13 protein-coding genes are annotated in these 15178 nt (G+C 52.9%); 10 read left to right on the top strand and 3 right to left on the bottom strand.

What is annotated here, in order from left to right; translation table 11 throughout:
* Nucleotides 1-15: 15 nt before the first annotated feature.
* Nucleotides 16-447 (bottom strand): dUTP diphosphatase, encoded by a 432-nt coding sequence (dut, locus tag BQ7483_RS16570; protein WP_072546785.1) that lies wholly within the window; start codon nucleotides 445-447, stop codon nucleotides 16-18.
* A gap of 141 nt (nucleotides 448-588) precedes the next feature.
* On the opposite strand from dut, the gene BQ7483_RS16565 reads away from it, so the two are divergent.
* Nucleotides 589-1920, top strand: a complete 1332-nt coding sequence (locus tag BQ7483_RS16565) for a deoxyguanosinetriphosphate triphosphohydrolase (protein WP_072546642.1) — start codon at nucleotides 589-591, stop codon at nucleotides 1918-1920.
* Between the two features lie 39 nt (nucleotides 1921-1959).
* Here the strand turns inward: BQ7483_RS16565 and BQ7483_RS16560 are convergent, their stop codons facing one another.
* Nucleotides 1960-2928, bottom strand: coding sequence for a glycine N(alpha)-acyltransferase GlsB (locus BQ7483_RS16560; RefSeq protein WP_072546641.1), 969 nt, complete (start codon nucleotides 2926-2928; stop codon nucleotides 1960-1962).
* Nucleotides 2929-2962: 34 nt separating this feature from the next.
* Nucleotides 2963-3784, bottom strand: a complete 822-nt coding sequence (locus tag BQ7483_RS16555) for a lyso-glycine lipid O-acyltransferase GlsA (protein WP_072546640.1) — start codon at nucleotides 3782-3784, stop codon at nucleotides 2963-2965.
* A gap of 230 nt (nucleotides 3785-4014) precedes the next feature.
* Here BQ7483_RS16555 and BQ7483_RS16550 point away from each other — a divergent pair, with 230 nt between their 5' ends.
* From BQ7483_RS16550 to murG, 9 genes are all read left to right on the top strand, one after another.
* Nucleotides 4015-4518: an RNA polymerase sigma factor gene (locus BQ7483_RS16550; protein WP_022019604.1), complete on the top strand. Its 504-nt coding sequence runs from the start codon at nucleotides 4015-4017 to the stop codon at nucleotides 4516-4518.
* Between the two features lie 466 nt (nucleotides 4519-4984).
* Nucleotides 4985-5899: a 16S rRNA (cytosine(1402)-N(4))-methyltransferase RsmH gene (gene rsmH / locus BQ7483_RS16545; protein ID WP_072546784.1), complete on the top strand. Its 915-nt coding sequence runs from the start codon at nucleotides 4985-4987 to the stop codon at nucleotides 5897-5899.
* 12 nt (nucleotides 5900-5911) lie between these two features.
* A complete protein-coding gene (locus BQ7483_RS16540; RefSeq protein ID WP_072546639.1) occupies nucleotides 5912-6271 on the top strand; it encodes an FtsL-like putative cell division protein in 360 nt (119 codons plus the stop codon).
* Between the two features lie 24 nt (nucleotides 6272-6295).
* Nucleotides 6296-8422: a penicillin-binding protein gene (locus BQ7483_RS16535; RefSeq protein ID WP_235847390.1), complete on the top strand. Its 2127-nt coding sequence runs from the start codon at nucleotides 6296-6298 to the stop codon at nucleotides 8420-8422.
* 72 nt (nucleotides 8423-8494) lie between these two features.
* Nucleotides 8495-9946 (top strand): UDP-N-acetylmuramoyl-L-alanyl-D-glutamate--2,6-diaminopimelate ligase, encoded by a 1452-nt coding sequence (locus tag BQ7483_RS16530; protein WP_072546638.1) that lies wholly within the window; start codon nucleotides 8495-8497, stop codon nucleotides 9944-9946.
* 40 nt (nucleotides 9947-9986) lie between these two features.
* Nucleotides 9987-11255: a phospho-N-acetylmuramoyl-pentapeptide-transferase gene (mraY, locus tag BQ7483_RS16525; RefSeq protein WP_072546637.1), complete on the top strand. Its 1269-nt coding sequence runs from the start codon at nucleotides 9987-9989 to the stop codon at nucleotides 11253-11255.
* 8 nt (nucleotides 11256-11263) lie between these two features.
* Nucleotides 11264-12598, top strand: coding sequence for a UDP-N-acetylmuramoyl-L-alanine--D-glutamate ligase (gene murD / locus BQ7483_RS16520; RefSeq protein ID WP_072546636.1), 1335 nt, complete (start codon nucleotides 11264-11266; stop codon nucleotides 12596-12598).
* 65 nt (nucleotides 12599-12663) lie between these two features.
* A complete protein-coding gene (locus BQ7483_RS16515; protein WP_072546635.1) occupies nucleotides 12664-13974 on the top strand; it encodes an FtsW/RodA/SpoVE family cell cycle protein in 1311 nt (436 codons plus the stop codon).
* Nucleotides 13975-13998: 24 nt separating this feature from the next.
* Complete coding sequence (gene murG, locus BQ7483_RS16510) at nucleotides 13999-15165, top strand: undecaprenyldiphospho-muramoylpentapeptide beta-N-acetylglucosaminyltransferase (protein WP_022019595.1); 1167 nt, start codon at nucleotides 13999-14001, stop codon at nucleotides 15163-15165.
* Nucleotides 15166-15178 lie beyond the last annotated feature (13 nt).

Here is a 15178-nt window from a genome sequence, read left to right as displayed (position 1 = left end):
TTCCATTCACAGACTTCATACACCGGTATGTCCGAAGCCACCGGTACCGCGCCGAGTTTCATCCAGCACCTCCACCTCTTCCCAGGCTGCCTGTTCGTGTCGGGCAACTACCATCTGGGCAATGCGTTCGCCGTCTTCGATGACAAACGGTTCGTCAGACAAGTTAATCAGAATAATGCAGATTTCCCCGCGGTAATCAGCATCGATTGTACCTGGAGAGTTGAGTACCGTCACTCCTTTCTTCAAGGCCAAACCACTGCGGGGACGCACCTGTGCCTCGAATCCGGGAGGCAAGGCAATGTACAGTCCGGTGGGTACCAGACAGCGCTGCATAGGGGCAAGTGTCAAGGGTTCGGACAAGTTGGCACGCAAGTCCATGCCCGCCGACAAAGGAGTGGCATAGGCTGGAAGCGGATGCTTCGAACGGTTGATTATCTGAACTTTCAGCATATTCGGTATCGTCTAACTAATTTTATGTACTTATTTAACGGGCGAAAGTACGGATTTTGAAGCAAATAGTCATACATTTGCAGTTAAATAATAGTAACCGGATTTGTATTTTATCAAACGCCAAGCCCACATACACCCATGATGAACTGGAACACCCTCCTGTCAGCCAAGCGTTTCGGACTGGAAGAATTCCATCAGGAACGCCACGAAAACCGCTCTGAATTCCAACGCGACTACGACCGGCTGGTCTTTTCGGCTCCCTTCCGCCGCCTTCAGAACAAGACACAAGTATTTCCGCTGCCAGGCAGCATATTTGTGCACAACCGACTGACGCATAGTCTGGAGGTGTCGTGCGTGGGACGATCGTTGGGCAACGACGTGGCAAAAGGCATCCTGGTCCGTCAGCCCGAGCTGCAACACAGTTTCCTGCCTGAAATCGGCGCCATTGTTTCAGCTGCCTGCCTGGCCCATGATCTGGGCAATCCACCCTTCGGTCATTCGGGCGAAAGGGCCATCTCGACCTTCTTTTCCGAAGGTAAAGGACTTGCCCTGAAGGAACAACTCAGCGAAAACCAATGGGAAGACTTCACTCACTTTGAAGGCAACGCCAATGCCTTCCGCCTGCTAACCCATCAGTTTGAAGGACGGCGTCCAGGTGGATTCGTACTGACCTACTCTACCCTGGCCAGTATCGTAAAATACCCCTTTTCATCGAGCCTGGCCGGGCGGAAATCGAAATTCGGATTCTTTGCCAGTGAGGAAGAAAGCTTCCGCCGCATTGCCGAAGAACTGGGAATGACGAAACTGAACGAGCAACCGCTGAAATATGCCCGCCATCCACTGGTCTACCTCGTGGAAGCAGCTGATGACATCTGCTACCAAATGATGGACATCGAAGATGCACACAAGCTGAAGATACTGACGACCGACGAAACCAAGGACTTGCTTCTGTCTTACTTTGACGACGCTCGCAAAGCCCATCGGGAAGAAACACTGAAAATTGTGAGCGATGTCAACGAGCAGATTGCCTACCTGCGCTCCAGCGTCATCGGACTGTTGATACGCGAATGCACACAGGCCTTCCTGGACCACGAAGAGCAGATTTTAGCTGGTACGTTCGAAGGTCCGCTCATCAGACACATCAGCCCCCTGCCCGCCTCGGCCTACCGACACTGTTCCGAAGTGTCGCAAGAGAAAATCTATCGTTCACGCGACGTGCTCGACATCGAGCTGGCCGGTTTCCGCATCATCGGTACCCTGCTGGAACTGATGACCGAGGCTGTTTGCTCACCCGAGAAGGCTTACTCCAAGCTGCTCATCAATCGCGTGTCCAATCAGTACAAAATAAAATCGCCCGTATTCTATGAAAGAATACAGGCGGTATTGGATTATATCTCAGGCATGACTGACGTCTTCGCCCTCGACCTTTATCGGAAAATCAACGGCAACAGCCTACCTGAAATCAGCTGACGGACGCAAGATCAACGAACAACCTCGTTCCGATCAGACTTAAGCCTTCTTATTGAACACAAAGCGGCTGACATCCTGTTCGTTCTCGACGAACGACTGGATGTGGCGGATGCGCTTCTCAGCCAGGATTTCGTCGACGGCAATCAGGATACCAGTTTCCTCCACATCACCAAACTCGTAGTTGATGGCCGTGCCGAACATGCGCATCGTAGGGCTCAGGCTCATGTAAGCATTGACCAAGGGAGGAATGTTATAGCCCACCTTGCGTATCTCAGCATTCAGTATCTTGTAATCGTCCTTGAATGAATCCTTGCAGAACAAGGCGGCCAACTGCTTCTCGTCGGTATCCAAGTGAAGCGGCTCTATCGGCACAACCAGCCCCTCCTTGTCAGCAAAATGCTTGTGCAGGAAATAGAGTATCATGTCACGACTCAGACGGTGATAGCTGGGATACATGGTCACCTTGCCGAAGAAGTACTTCACATTGGGCATCACTACGGTCAAGGCGCCCAGGCCGTCCCACAGATTGTCCAGCGCAAAAAGCCCCTTGCTGTCGGCACGGGTGGACTGATATTCCAACGTGACGAACGAACGTCCCAATTCAATGGTTGTGGGCAGATACTCCTTAAGGAACTTCTCGGAGAAGTGGAACATGTGCGAGGTGGCCAAAATGGGAGCTCCCTTCTCGTCGAACCTCACGTCCGTGCCCAATATATACCGATACCCCCCCAGTATTTCCTCCGCTTCCGGATTCCACACAATCAACTGCTTGTAGGGATTCTCCATCGTGTCATACTCATCAATGTCCATCGACATGCCCGTTCCGCCACCGGCTGCCCTGAAGGCTATCTCGCGCAAACGGCCGATTTCCCTCATCGTGTTCGGTGCATCCTGTGCGGTGACAATGTATATCTGGTTGTGACTGCGGTTGGTCATGCGCAGACGCTTGTCTTCTGTCAGCTCCGCTTTCAGCAACGCCTTGTCTACCGGTGCAATAATCTCTTCCATACTCATTACCTATTTTTCTATAAACTCAATGTCCTTACAACTTATATACGATATCCTTGACGTACTGTGCCCACTGTACGGGCGTCTTCGACTTGTCGAACGTCTGCCACGGAATGGGTTTTCCGATGGTGACGGTAAAAGTCTTGTGACGGTTCTTCAGCATCTCGTCCGCCAGGTACAGCATGGCGATGTTGAACTTGATACCTAAAAATTTACACAGATTGGCCAGATTATAAAAGAAATTGGAATTACGTCCCTCGAAATGAATGGGGACCACATCGCGCTGATGTTCCACACTCTTTACGATGAATGCCTTCTTCCAGTCCAGATCGGCAATCACCCCGCCCTTCTGACGGCGCGAGCAAAGGCCGGCCGGAAACATGATGAGCTGGTTATCTGACGCAAAGCCTGCTTCCACCAGCTTCGGGAAGTCCTTGGCCTGACGACCGGTCTTGTTAATGGGAATGCAGAGGGGAGCCAAGCCGTGCAGGTTCATCAGCAGGTCGTTTACCAGGTATTTCACCTTGCCGTTGTAGTGCCTGCCCAGCACATAACCCAAGGCAATGCCGTCCTGCCCGCCCAGCGGATGGTTGGAGACAAACGTACACAACTTGCCTTCCGGCAGGTTCTCCCGTCCTTTCACTTCAATCTTGTCGTCCAGAAACTCCAGGCAGGCCTCCAGAAAGTCAACGCCGACCTTGTCCTTCGATTCACGCAGAAAGACGTTCAGCTCGTCCTGATGCACAATGTGCTTCAGATACGAAACGACGAAACGGGGCACGTACTTCGACTGCTTCGGAGCCTTTTCCCGAAGAATGCGGTCGATGTCGATCAAAAACAAAGAGTCTTCTGCCATTCTTTATCCAGATAAAATACTGCGCAAAATTAACGCTTCTTTTTAATTATCTGCAAGACTTTGACAGAAAATACACCCGAAAACTGACAAAAGACACCCGAAAGCTATCAATAAACAGATTTTCCCCCTATTATTGCTTGTTTTCCGGCGACCCTACCGGCAGATTGTCCGTATCATTGCAACGTCGAAATCAAAATACGACAACTAACCCTTTAACACGCATGTATGATATGAACAGTGCAACATTTACAAAAGCCTTGGTGGGAATGCAGGACGACTTGCTTCGTTTTGCCTACAAGCTCACCGCCGACCACGAAGACGCAAACGACCTTCTTCAGGAAACTTCCTTGAAAGCTCTCGACAACGAAGACAAATATACCCCCGAAACCAACTTCAAAGGATGGGTCTACACCATCATGCGCAACATCTTCATCAACAACTACCGCAAGATGATGCGCGACCAGACCTTCGTTGACCAGACGGACAACCAGTATCACCTGAACACGCCGAGCGAAAGCTACGCCGACAGCACCGAAACGGCCTACGATCTGAAAGAGATGCACCGCATCGTCAACGCGCTGCCCAAAGAATATCGCATACCGTTCTCCATGCATGTGGCTGGTTTCAAGTACCGCGAGATTGCCGAAAAGCTGGGCCTTCCCTTGGGTACCGTGAAGAGCCGCATCTTCTTCACGCGCCAGAAGCTGCAACGCGAACTGAAAGACTTCGTATAACCCTCCCTAACCAGTAAGGTGCAAGCGTCTTTTCGCCCGAAAAGACTGCGTATATTTTTAGTTGTGCAAATGAAAAGACAGGCTCCACCCGAAGCCTGTCTTTTTTGTTTTATCAAGCCAACGCCAGAGCCCTCCGCCGACAGGCTACATATCAAACGAAAACAATCATTCTCTGACGGAAAAAGACCGAATGTTCTACAACAAAGAAAGCAATGTTTTCCTGCAAAGAAAGCAATGTTTTGCATCAGAAGAAGCAATGTTTTCCACCGTTTCCGACACAGAAGCCCATACTTCCTCCGTAAACGCTGTTTTCACTTAAAGTATCATTCGCACAAGCAGGCAGAACCCTCTGCAAACAAAGGATTTAAGGTTGTTGAAAACTTGTTCATTGATTTTAGTGAAAACCTTGCCCATAATTGTGGAGAAATGTGTACTTTTACAGCCGTTTTATATTACTAAGGTGCAAATGGCAGAAAAAGAACCGACATACCACATCCCCGTGCTGCTGAAACCCAGCGTAGACGGCATGAACATCCGCCCGGACGGAACGTACGTCGACGTGACCTTCGGCGGAGGAGGACACTCGCGCGAAATCCTGTCCCGACTGGGCGACGGCGGACGACTGCTGAGCTTCGACCAGGACGAGGACGCCGAACGCAACATCGTGGCCGACCCGCACTTCACCTTCGTGCGGAGCAACTTCCGCTACCTGCACAATTTCCTGCGCTACTACGGCGTGGAGCAGGTGGATGCCGTCCTGGCCGACTTGGGCGTGTCGTCCCACCACTTCGACGACAGCGAGCGGGGCTTCTCCTTCCGCTTCGACGGCCGGCTGGACATGCGCATGAACAAACGCGCAGGCCTCACCGCGGCCGACGTGGTAAACACCTACGACGAAGAACGCCTGGCCGACGTGTTCTACCTCTACGGCGAACTGAAGAACAGCCGCAAGCTGGCCGCCCTGCTGGTCAAGGCGCGCAATACGCAGAAGATTGACACCATCGGCGACTTTCTCGAACTCGTGAAGCCCCTCTTCGGCCGCGAGCGCGAGAAGAAGGAACTGGCCAAGGTCTTCCAGGCCCTGCGCATCGAGGTGAACCAGGAGATGGAAGCCCTGAAGGAGATGCTCTATGCCGCCACCGAAGCCCTGCGCCCGGGCGGACGACTGGTCGTCATCACCTATCACTCGCTGGAAGACCGCATGGTGAAGAACATCATGAAGACGGGCAACGTGGAAGGCAAGGCGGAGAAGGATTTCTACGGCAACGTACAGACACCCTTCCGCCTCGTAAACAACAAAGTGATTGTGCCCGACGAAGAAGAGGTGGCCCGCAACCCCCGCTCGCGGAGCGCCAAACTGAGAATAGCAGAAAAACGATGAGATAAAGGAGACATGGCAATGGAAAGCAGACAAGAAAACATCGCGCAACCGGAAAAGAAAAGCAAGCACGCATCCTGGAGGAGCATCGTGGGAGGAGACATCCTGGCCACCGACTTCTTCCGCCGGCAGACCAAACTGCTGGTACTGGTCATGGTGCTCATCATCTTCTACATCCACAACCGCTACGCCTGCCAGCAGCAGATGATAGAGATTGACCGGCTGAAGAAGGAACTGACCGACATCAAGTACGACGCGCTGACCCGTAGCTCCGAACTGATGGAGCGCAGCCGCCAGTCGCGCATCGAGGAGTACATCTCCACCCGCGAGAGTGATCTGCAAACGGCAACCACCCCTCCCTATCTGATCAAGTAAAACCACAAAACGGAACAAACAACCATGGCTGTAAACAAAAAAAACATAATGACCCGCTACTTCTTCGTCGTGCTGCTGATGTCGCTGATGGGGATAGCGGTGGTAGTCAAGGCCGGCTTCATCATGTTTGCCGAGCAAGGCTACTGGAAAGACGTGGCCGACCGCTTCGTACGAGAAGGTGTGCCCGTCAAGCCCAACCGCGGCAACATCCTCTCGGCCGACGGCAAGTTGATGGCCAGTTCCCTGCCCGAATACCGCATCTACATGGACTTCAAGGCCGGCGGACACCAGAAGGACACCATGCTGATGAACCACCTGACAGAAATCTGCGAAGGCCTGCACAAAATCTTCCCCGACCGGAGCGCCGCCCAGTTCAAGGCCCATCTGCTGAAGGGCCGCAAGAAGGGAAGCCGCAACTACCTGATCTACCCCAAACGAATCTCATACATCCAGTACAAGGAAGCAAAACGCCTGCCAGTGTTCAATCTGAACAAGTACAAGGGAGGCTTCCACGAACTGGCCTACAACCAGCGTAAGAAGCCGTTTGGCTCACTGGCCGCACGTACGCTGGGCGACCTCTATGCTGATACGGCCCAAGGAGCCAAGAACGGCATCGAACTGGCCTTCGACTCCCTGCTGAAGGGACGCGACGGCATCACCCACCGCCAGAAGGTGATGAACAAGTACCTGAACATCGTAGACCGCCCGCCCGTGGACGGATGCGACATCATCACCACCATCGACGTGGACATGCAGGACATCTGCGAAAAGGCATTGGTAGACAAGCTGAAGGAGCTGGAAGCCGTGTCGGGCGTAGCCATCCTGATGGACGTACCTACGGGCGACGTCAAGGCCATCGTCAACATGACCCGCGGACAGGACGGCAACTATTACGAGATGCGCAACCTGGCCATCAGCAACCTGCAGGAGCCCGGCTCCACCTTCAAGACTGCCTCCATCATGGTGGCACTGGAGGATGGAAAGATTACACCCGACTATACCGTCGACACGGGCAACGGCATCAAGATGATGTACGGACAGGCCATGCGCGACCATAACTGGTACAAGGGCGGCTACGGTGTCATCGACGTGAACCGCATCATGGAAGTGTCGTCCAACATCGGTGTGTCGAGCATCATCGACCAGTTCTACAAGGACGACCCGCAGAAGTTTGTGGACGGCTTGAAGCGTATGAGCATCGACCAGCCGCTGCATCTGCAGATACCTGGCGAAGGTATCCCAAATATCAAAGGGCCGAAAGAAAAGTATTTCGCCAAGACTACCCTGCCATGGATGAGTATCGGCTACGAAGTGCAGATACCGCCCATCAACATCCTGACCTTCTACAACGCCATTGCCAACAACGGCACCATGGTGCGGCCCCGTTTCGTGACCAAGGCCGTAAAGGACGGTGAGACGGTGGAAGAATATCCGGTCGAAGTCATCAATTCCAAGATTTGTTCGGACCATACCCTGGACCAGATACGAACCATCCTGCAGAACGTCGTCAGCCACGGATTGGCCAAACCGGCCGGCAGCAGCCAGTTCCACGTATCGGGAAAGACTGGTACGGCACAGATTTCGCAGGGGGCAGAAGGCTATAAAGGCGGCGTCCGCAACCACCTGGTCAGCTTCTGCGGATACTTCCCCTCGGAGCAACCACGATACAGTTGCATCGTTTCCATCCAGATCAACAAAGGCATCGCCTCGGGTGGTGGCATGGCAGGAAGCGTATTCGGCAAGATTGCGGAAAGAGTGTATGCCAAGAACCTGCACTTCGACCTGAGCAATGCCATAGACAGCACCACCAACGTCATTCCCTCCGTCAAGGCCGGCAACCTGAACGAAACGCTCCGCGTGCTGGAAGGTCTGAAGGTCCCTGTACAGAAGGACTTCAAGCTGGCGGATGGCCGCACCACCTGGGGACATGCCCAGCAGTCGCCCAACGCCGTCATCCTGCAAACCGAAAGCGAGAAATCGGGACAGGTGCCCAACGTCATCGGGATGGGAGCCAAAGATGCAGTCTATCTGTTGGAAAGCAAGGGATTGCGCGTACAGGTTTATGGCATCGGCAAAGTGAAAAACCAGTCGATAGCCGGCGGAAGCAGGATAGTGAAAGGACAAACCATTAGTCTGCAACTGAAACAATAAGGAACAACGAATGAAAAGAGGAAGAAGCCCAACACGGGTTCCTCCTCCATAATCCATTATAACGATAGATATATGAAACTGAACGAATTGTTGAAAGCCATACAGCCGGTAAAAGTGACCGGCAGTACTGACATCGAGATAACTGGAGTAAACATCGACTCACGACTGGTGGAAACCGGTCACCTGTTCATGGCCATGCGTGGCACGCAGACCGACGGGCACGCCTACATTCCCGCCGCCATCGAAAGAGGAGCAGTAGCCATCCTCTGTGAGGAGATGCCGGAGCAAACCAATCCCGACGTAACCTACATACAGGTCAAGGACAGCGAAGATGCCGTAGGCAAGGTGGCAACCACCTTCTATGGCGACCCCACTTCCAAAATGGAACTGGTAGGCGTCACCGGCACCAATGGCAAGACAACCATCGCCACCTTATTATATAATGTGTTCCGCTACTTCGGCTACAAGGTAGGACTGATATCAACCGTATGCAACTACATCGATGACCAGCCGATACCGACCGAACATACTACGCCAGACCCCATCACCCTGAACCGTCTGTTGGGACAGATGGCCGATGCCGGATGCAAGTATGCCTTCATGGAAGTCAGCTCGCACTCCATCGCCCAGAAACGCATCAGCGGCCTGCGCTTTGCCGGTGGCATCTTTACCAACCTGACGCGCGACCACCTGGACTATCACAAGACGGTGGAAAACTACCTGAAGGCCAAGAAGAAATTCTTCGACGACATGCCTAAGGATGCTTTCAGCCTGACCAACCTGGACGACAAGAACGGACTGGTGATGACGCAGAACACCCGTTCGCACGTATACACTTACTCGCTCCGCAGCCTGAGCGACTTCAAGGGACGGGTATTGGAATCACACTTCGAAGGCATGTTGCTTGAGTTCAACAACCACGAGGTGGCCGTCCAGTTCATCGGACGCTTCAATGCCTCCAACCTGCTGGCCGTATTCGGCGCCGCCGTCCTGTTGGGCAAGAAAGAGGAAGACGTACTGGTGGCACTGAGCACCCTACATCCGGTAGCCGGACGCTTCGATGCCGTTCGCTCGCCGAGCAAAGCATTCACAGCCATCGTCGACTACGCCCATACTCCCGATGCGCTGGTCAACGTACTGAACGCCATTCACGGCGTATTGGAAGGTAAAGGGAAAGTCATCACTGTGGTAGGTGCCGGCGGTAACCGTGACAAAGGCAAGCGCCCCATGATGGCCAAGGAGGCCGCCCGCTTGAGCGACCGTGTCATCATCACCAGCGACAACCCGCGCTTTGAAGAGCCGCAGGACATCATCAACGACATGCTGACCGGACTCGACCAGAACGACCTGCAGAAGACCATCAGCATCGTGGACCGCCGCGAAGCCATCAAGACGGCCTGTCTGCTGGCACAGCCGGGCGATGTCGTGCTGGTAGCTGGCAAGGGACACGAAAACTATCAGGAAATCAAAGGAGTAAAACATCACTTTGACGACAAGGAAGAACTCCTGAAGATTATGAACTGAGCAACAACCATTCATTGTATATTGTAAACGATTCATTGCTATGTTATACTATTTGTTCCATTGGCTTGACCAGTATGACTTCCCGGGTGCGGGTATGTTCGGCTATACGTCGTTCCGCGCCTTGATGGCCATCATCCTGGCCCTGCTGATTTCCACAATCTGGGGTGACAAATTCATCCATCTACTGAAACGGAAACAGATTACCGAAACCCAACGCGATGCCAGCATCGACCCGTTCGGAGTAAACAAGGTAGGCGTTCCCAGCATGGGAGGCATCATCATCATCTTTGCCACCCTCATTCCCTGTCTGCTGCTGGGCAAGCTGGGGAATATCTACATGATACTGATGCTCGTCACCACCGTGTGGCTGGGTTCGCTGGGCTTTGCCGACGACTACATCAAGATATTCAAGAAAGACAAGGAAGGTCTGCACGGCAAGTTCAAGATTATCGGGCAGGTGGGACTGGGACTGATTGTAGGACTGACCCTTTACCTCAGTCCGCAGGTTGTCATCCGCGAGAACATCGAGGTGGAACAGCCCGACGGACAGATTGAAGTGGTACATGCCGCCAAGGAAATCAAGGCGACGCAAACGACCATCCCCTTCTTCAAAAGCAACAACCTGGACTATGCCGACATCATGGGCTTTCTGGGTGACCATGCACAGACGGCCGGATGGATCTTGTTCGTCATCGTTACCATCTTCGTGGTTACGGCCGTGAGCAACGGTGCCAACCTGAACGACGGCATGGACGGCATGGCGGCAGGCAACTCAGCCATCATCGGACTGACGTTGGGCATCCTGGCCTATGTGTCGAGTCACATCGAGTATGCCGGCTACCTGAACATCATGTACATTCCAGGTTCTGAAGAGCTGGTTATCTTTGTCTGCGCCTTTATCGGTGCCCTCATCGGTTTCCTGTGGTACAACGCCTATCCGGCCCAAGTATTCATGGGCGATACGGGCAGCCTGACCATCGGAGGAATCATCGCCGTCTTTGCCATCATCATCCACAAGGAACTGCTGATACCGATCCTCTGCGGCATCTTCCTGGTAGAGAACCTGTCCGTCATCCTGCAACGGGTGTACTACAAGGCCGGCAAACGAAAAGGCGTCAAGCAGCGCCTGTTCAAACGGACCCCGATACACGACCACTTCCGCACAGGCATGAACCTGATTGAGCCGGGGTGCAAGGTCGTGTTCACCAAACCCGAACAGTTGTTCCACGAATCGAAGATTACCGTCCGCTTTTGGATTGTGACCATCATTCTGGCAGCCATTACCATTATAACATTGAAGATCAGATAACTTTAGATATGAACAGAATTGTAGTTTTAGGAGCCGGCGAAAGCGGCGCAGGTGCTGCCGTGCTGGCAAAAGTGAAAGGTTTCGACACTTTTGTTTCAGACATGGGTGCCATCAAGGACAAGTACAAAGAACTGTTGAACAAGTATGACATTCCCTGGGAAGAGGGAGGACATACGGAAGAAAAGATTCTGAATGCTGATGAAGTCATCAAGAGCCCTGGCATCCCCAACAATGCTCCCCTGGTACTGAAGCTGAAGGAACAAGGAACACCCATCATTTCCGAAATAGAATTTGCCGGACGCTATACAAAGGCCAAAATGATCTGTATCACCGGATCGAACGGTAAGACAACGACCACATCACTGATCTACCACATCTTCAAAAGCGCAGGCATGAACGTCGGACTGGCCGGCAACATCGGTAACAGCCTGGCTCTCCAGGTAGCCACCGAACAACACGACTATTACGTCATCGAACTGAGCAGCTTCCAGCTGGACAACATGTATAAGTTCCGTGCCAACATCGCCGTGCTAATGAACATCACGCCCGACCATCTGGACCGCTACGACTACTGCATGCAGAACTATGTAGACGCCAAGTTCCGTATCACCCAGAACCAGACTGAAGACGATGCGTTCATTTATTGGAACGATGACCCCATCATCCGACGTGAACTGGCCAAACACGGTTTGAAGGCTCACCTCTACCCCTTCTCTGCCGTCAAGGAAGACGGTGCTATCGCCTATGTGGAAGACGGTGAAGTGGAAATCAACACCCCCATCGCCTTCAACATGGAACAGGAAGAACTGGCTCTGCACGGCACACACAACCTGTACAACTCACTGGCCGCCGGCATTTCGGCCAACCTGGCCGGTGTGAAGAATGAAGACATCCGCAAGGCCTTGTCCGATTTCCAGGGAGTTCCCCACCGGCTGGAAAAGGTAGCTACCGTACGGGGCGTCCACTTCATCAACGATTCCAAGGCCACCAACGTCAACTCTTGCTGGTATGCCCTGCAAAGCATGACCACCAAAACCGTACTGATTCTGGGAGGCAAGGACAAGGGCAATGACTACAAAGAGATAGAGGAACTGGTACGAGAAAAATGCTCGGCATTGGTCTATCTGGGACTTCACAATGAAAAACTGCATGAGTTTTTCGATCGTCTGGGACTACCGGTAGCCGACGTACAGACAGGCATGAAGGATGCCGTAGACGCCGCTTTCCATCTGGCCAAGAAAGGAGAAACCGTTCTGCTGAGCCCCTGCTGTGCTTCGTTCGACCTGTTCAAGAGTTACGAAGACCGAGGCGACCAGTTCAAAGCCTGCGTACGGGCCTTATAAGGGAAGGACAGAAGCATACGGTCCTTCTAAAAAACGAAAAGTAGAACATCTAAATTCTGAATAAAGTGGATTTACTGAAAAGCATATTCAAAGGCGACAAGGTGATATGGATTATCTTCCTGGTACTCTGTCTCATCTCCATCACCGAGGTATTCTCCGCCGCTTCTACACTGACCTATAAAAGCGGCGACCACTGGGGCCCCATCACCCAGCATACCATCCTGCTGTCTATCGGAGCCTTGATTGTCGTGTTTGTACACAACATTCCCTACAAGTGGTTTCAGGCACTTCCCTATCCGTTGCTGCTGGTGTCCATTGTACTGCTGCTCTTCGTGATGGTTACAGGCTTCGTCACAGGCGACCGCATCAATGGTGCAGCCCGCTGGATGACCTTCATGGGAGTTCAGTTCCAACCGTCGGAACTGGCCAAGATGGGAGTGGTAATGGGAACAGCCGTCATCTTGTCACGAGGACAGGATGAAAACGGGGCCTCTCCCAAGGCATTCAAACGCATCATGATCATGACGTGCATCGTCTGCGGCCTCATCCTGCCTGAGAACTACTCAACCGGTGTGTTGCTTTTCAGTACCGTCTACCTGATGATGTTCATCGGACGTATACAAGCCAAAAAGCTGCTGATGCTGGGAGGCGGATTGGTCGGACTGGTTGTACTGTTCGTATCCTTCCTGCTGGCTACCCCTAATGACACGCTGGAAAAGATTCCGATGGGACACCGCTTCACAACGGTCAAGGCACGTATCGTAGATTTCGCATACGCCAAGGAAGTACCGGCGGCCAAATTTGACATTGACGGCGATGCACAGGTAGCGCATGCCCGCATTGCTGTAGCCACCAGCCACGTCATTGGCAAGGGGCCGGGCAACTCCGTACAGCGCGATTTTCTGAGTCAGGCCTATTCGGATTTCATTTATGCCATCATCATTGAAGAACTGGGACTGATTGGCGGTATCGTCGTCGTCTTTCTTTATGTTTGTCTGCTGATACGCGTCGGGCGCATCGCCAAGAAGTGCGACCGGACGTTTCCCGCCTTTCTGGTGATAGGCATCGCCCTGCTACTGGTAACCCAAGCTTTGTTCAACATGATGGTAGCCGTGGGACTGGCTCCCGTCACTGGACAACCGCTGCCGCTCATCAGCAAGGGAGGTACATCCACCTTCATCAACTGTGCCTACATCGGCATGATACTGAGCGTGAGCCGATATACCGCCCAGCTGGAGGAACAGCGCCTGCATGACGCACAAATCCCCATGCAGATAGAAACGGGCGACAAGACAACAACCGAACAGCCGTCTGCCGGTCAGGAAGCCGAAGAACCAACCTCCAAGCTTCTGAACAGTGACAGTGAATTCAAATAAGCACATATATAATAAGGTGAAAATATGAAGGAGAACAACAATCATAACCATCCGCGTATCATCATCAGCGGAGGCGGTACGGGAGGTCATATCTTCCCGGCCGTATCCATTGCCAACGCCATCCGTGAACTGTGCCCCGAAGCAGAAATCCTGTTTGTCGGTGCCGAAGGAAGGATGGAAATGCAACGCGTACCCGACGCCGGCTACCGCATCATCGGTCTGCCGGTAGCAGGCTTCGACCGACAACATCTGTGGAAAAACTTTGCTGTTATCATCAAACTGCTGCGCAGCCAATGGAAAGCCCGCAAAATCATCAAGGAATTCCGTCCGCAAGTAGCGGTAGGAGTAGGCGGATATGCCAGCGGCCCGACACTGAAGACAGCCGGTATGATGGGTATCCCCACCCTGATACAGGAACAGAACTCATATGCGGGAGTGACCAACAAGCTGCTGGCTCAAAAAGCTGACCGCATTTGCGTGGCCTACGAAGGAATGGAAAAGTTCTTCCCGGCCGAGAAGATTCTGCTGACGGGTAATCCCGTGAGACAAACCTTGCTCAACGACCCGATTACGCGTGAAGAAGCGGCCCATCTGTTCAGTCTCGACCCTAGCCGGAAGACCATCCTGATTCTGGGAGGCAGTTTGGGAGCCCGTACTATCAATCAGACATTGACAGCCGGACTGGCACAAATCAAAGCCCACCCCGAAGTACAGTTCATCTGGCAAACCGGCAAGATATACATCGAACAGGTGAAAGCCGCCATTACGGCATTTACAGGTGAAGCTGTCCGCAACACTCGTGTCAGCAGCCTGCCAAACCTGTATGTGACCGACTTTATCAAGAACATGAACAGTGCCTACACACTGGCCGACCTGGTCATCTCGCGGGCTGGCGCCGGATCCATTTCTGAGTTCTGCCTCCTGGGCAAGCCGGTCATTCTGGTCCCTTCGCCCAACGTTGCCGAAGACCATCAGACCAAAAACGCATTGGCACTGGTCAACAAGGATGCCGCCCTGTATATTAAAGACGCCGAGGCACAAGAGAAACTGCTTGACACGGCTCTGGCAACAGTAACCGACGATGAGCAACTGAAGCAGCTAAGCCAAAACATCAGCAAGCTTGCCCTACCCGACTCGGCCCGCATCATCGCACAGGAAGTGCTCAATCTGATAAAAGAGAAAGATAAGTAATCACCCATCAACG

Source organism: Mediterranea massiliensis (assembly GCF_900128475.1).
GTDB classification, from domain to species: domain Bacteria; phylum Bacteroidota; class Bacteroidia; order Bacteroidales; family Bacteroidaceae; genus Bacteroides; species Bacteroides massiliensis_E.
Note: the sequence above shows the minus strand (reverse complement) of the source record. Positions and strands in the feature narration are given on the sequence as shown.

Bases quoted from the DNA above. Each gene is read 5' to 3' on its own strand.
- BQ7483_RS16540 (WP_072546639.1), top strand. From the start codon at position 5,912: ATGGCAATGGAAAGCAGACAAGAAAACATCGCGCAACCGGAAAAGAAA.
- mraY (WP_072546637.1), top strand. From the start codon at position 9,987: ATGTTATACTATTTGTTCCATTGGCTTGACCAGTATGACTTCCCGGGT.
- BQ7483_RS16560 (WP_072546641.1), bottom strand. From the start codon at position 2,928: ATGGAAGAGATTATTGCACCGGTAGACAAGGCGTTGCTGAAAGCGGAG.
- BQ7483_RS16530 (WP_072546638.1), top strand. From the start codon at position 8,495: ATGAAACTGAACGAATTGTTGAAAGCCATACAGCCGGTAAAAGTGACC.
- BQ7483_RS16565 (WP_072546642.1), top strand. From the start codon at position 589: ATGATGAACTGGAACACCCTCCTGTCAGCCAAGCGTTTCGGACTGGAA.
- rsmH (WP_072546784.1), top strand. From the start codon at position 4,985: ATGGCAGAAAAAGAACCGACATACCACATCCCCGTGCTGCTGAAACCC.
- murD (WP_072546636.1), top strand. From the start codon at position 11,264: ATGAACAGAATTGTAGTTTTAGGAGCCGGCGAAAGCGGCGCAGGTGCT.
- BQ7483_RS16555 (WP_072546640.1), bottom strand. From the start codon at position 3,784: ATGGCAGAAGACTCTTTGTTTTTGATCGACATCGACCGCATTCTTCGG.
- BQ7483_RS16550 (WP_022019604.1), top strand. From the start codon at position 4,015: ATGAACAGTGCAACATTTACAAAAGCCTTGGTGGGAATGCAGGACGAC.
- BQ7483_RS16535 (WP_235847390.1), top strand. From the start codon at position 6,296: ATGGCTGTAAACAAAAAAAACATAATGACCCGCTACTTCTTCGTCGTG.
- murG (WP_022019595.1), top strand. From the start codon at position 13,999: ATGAAGGAGAACAACAATCATAACCATCCGCGTATCATCATCAGCGGA.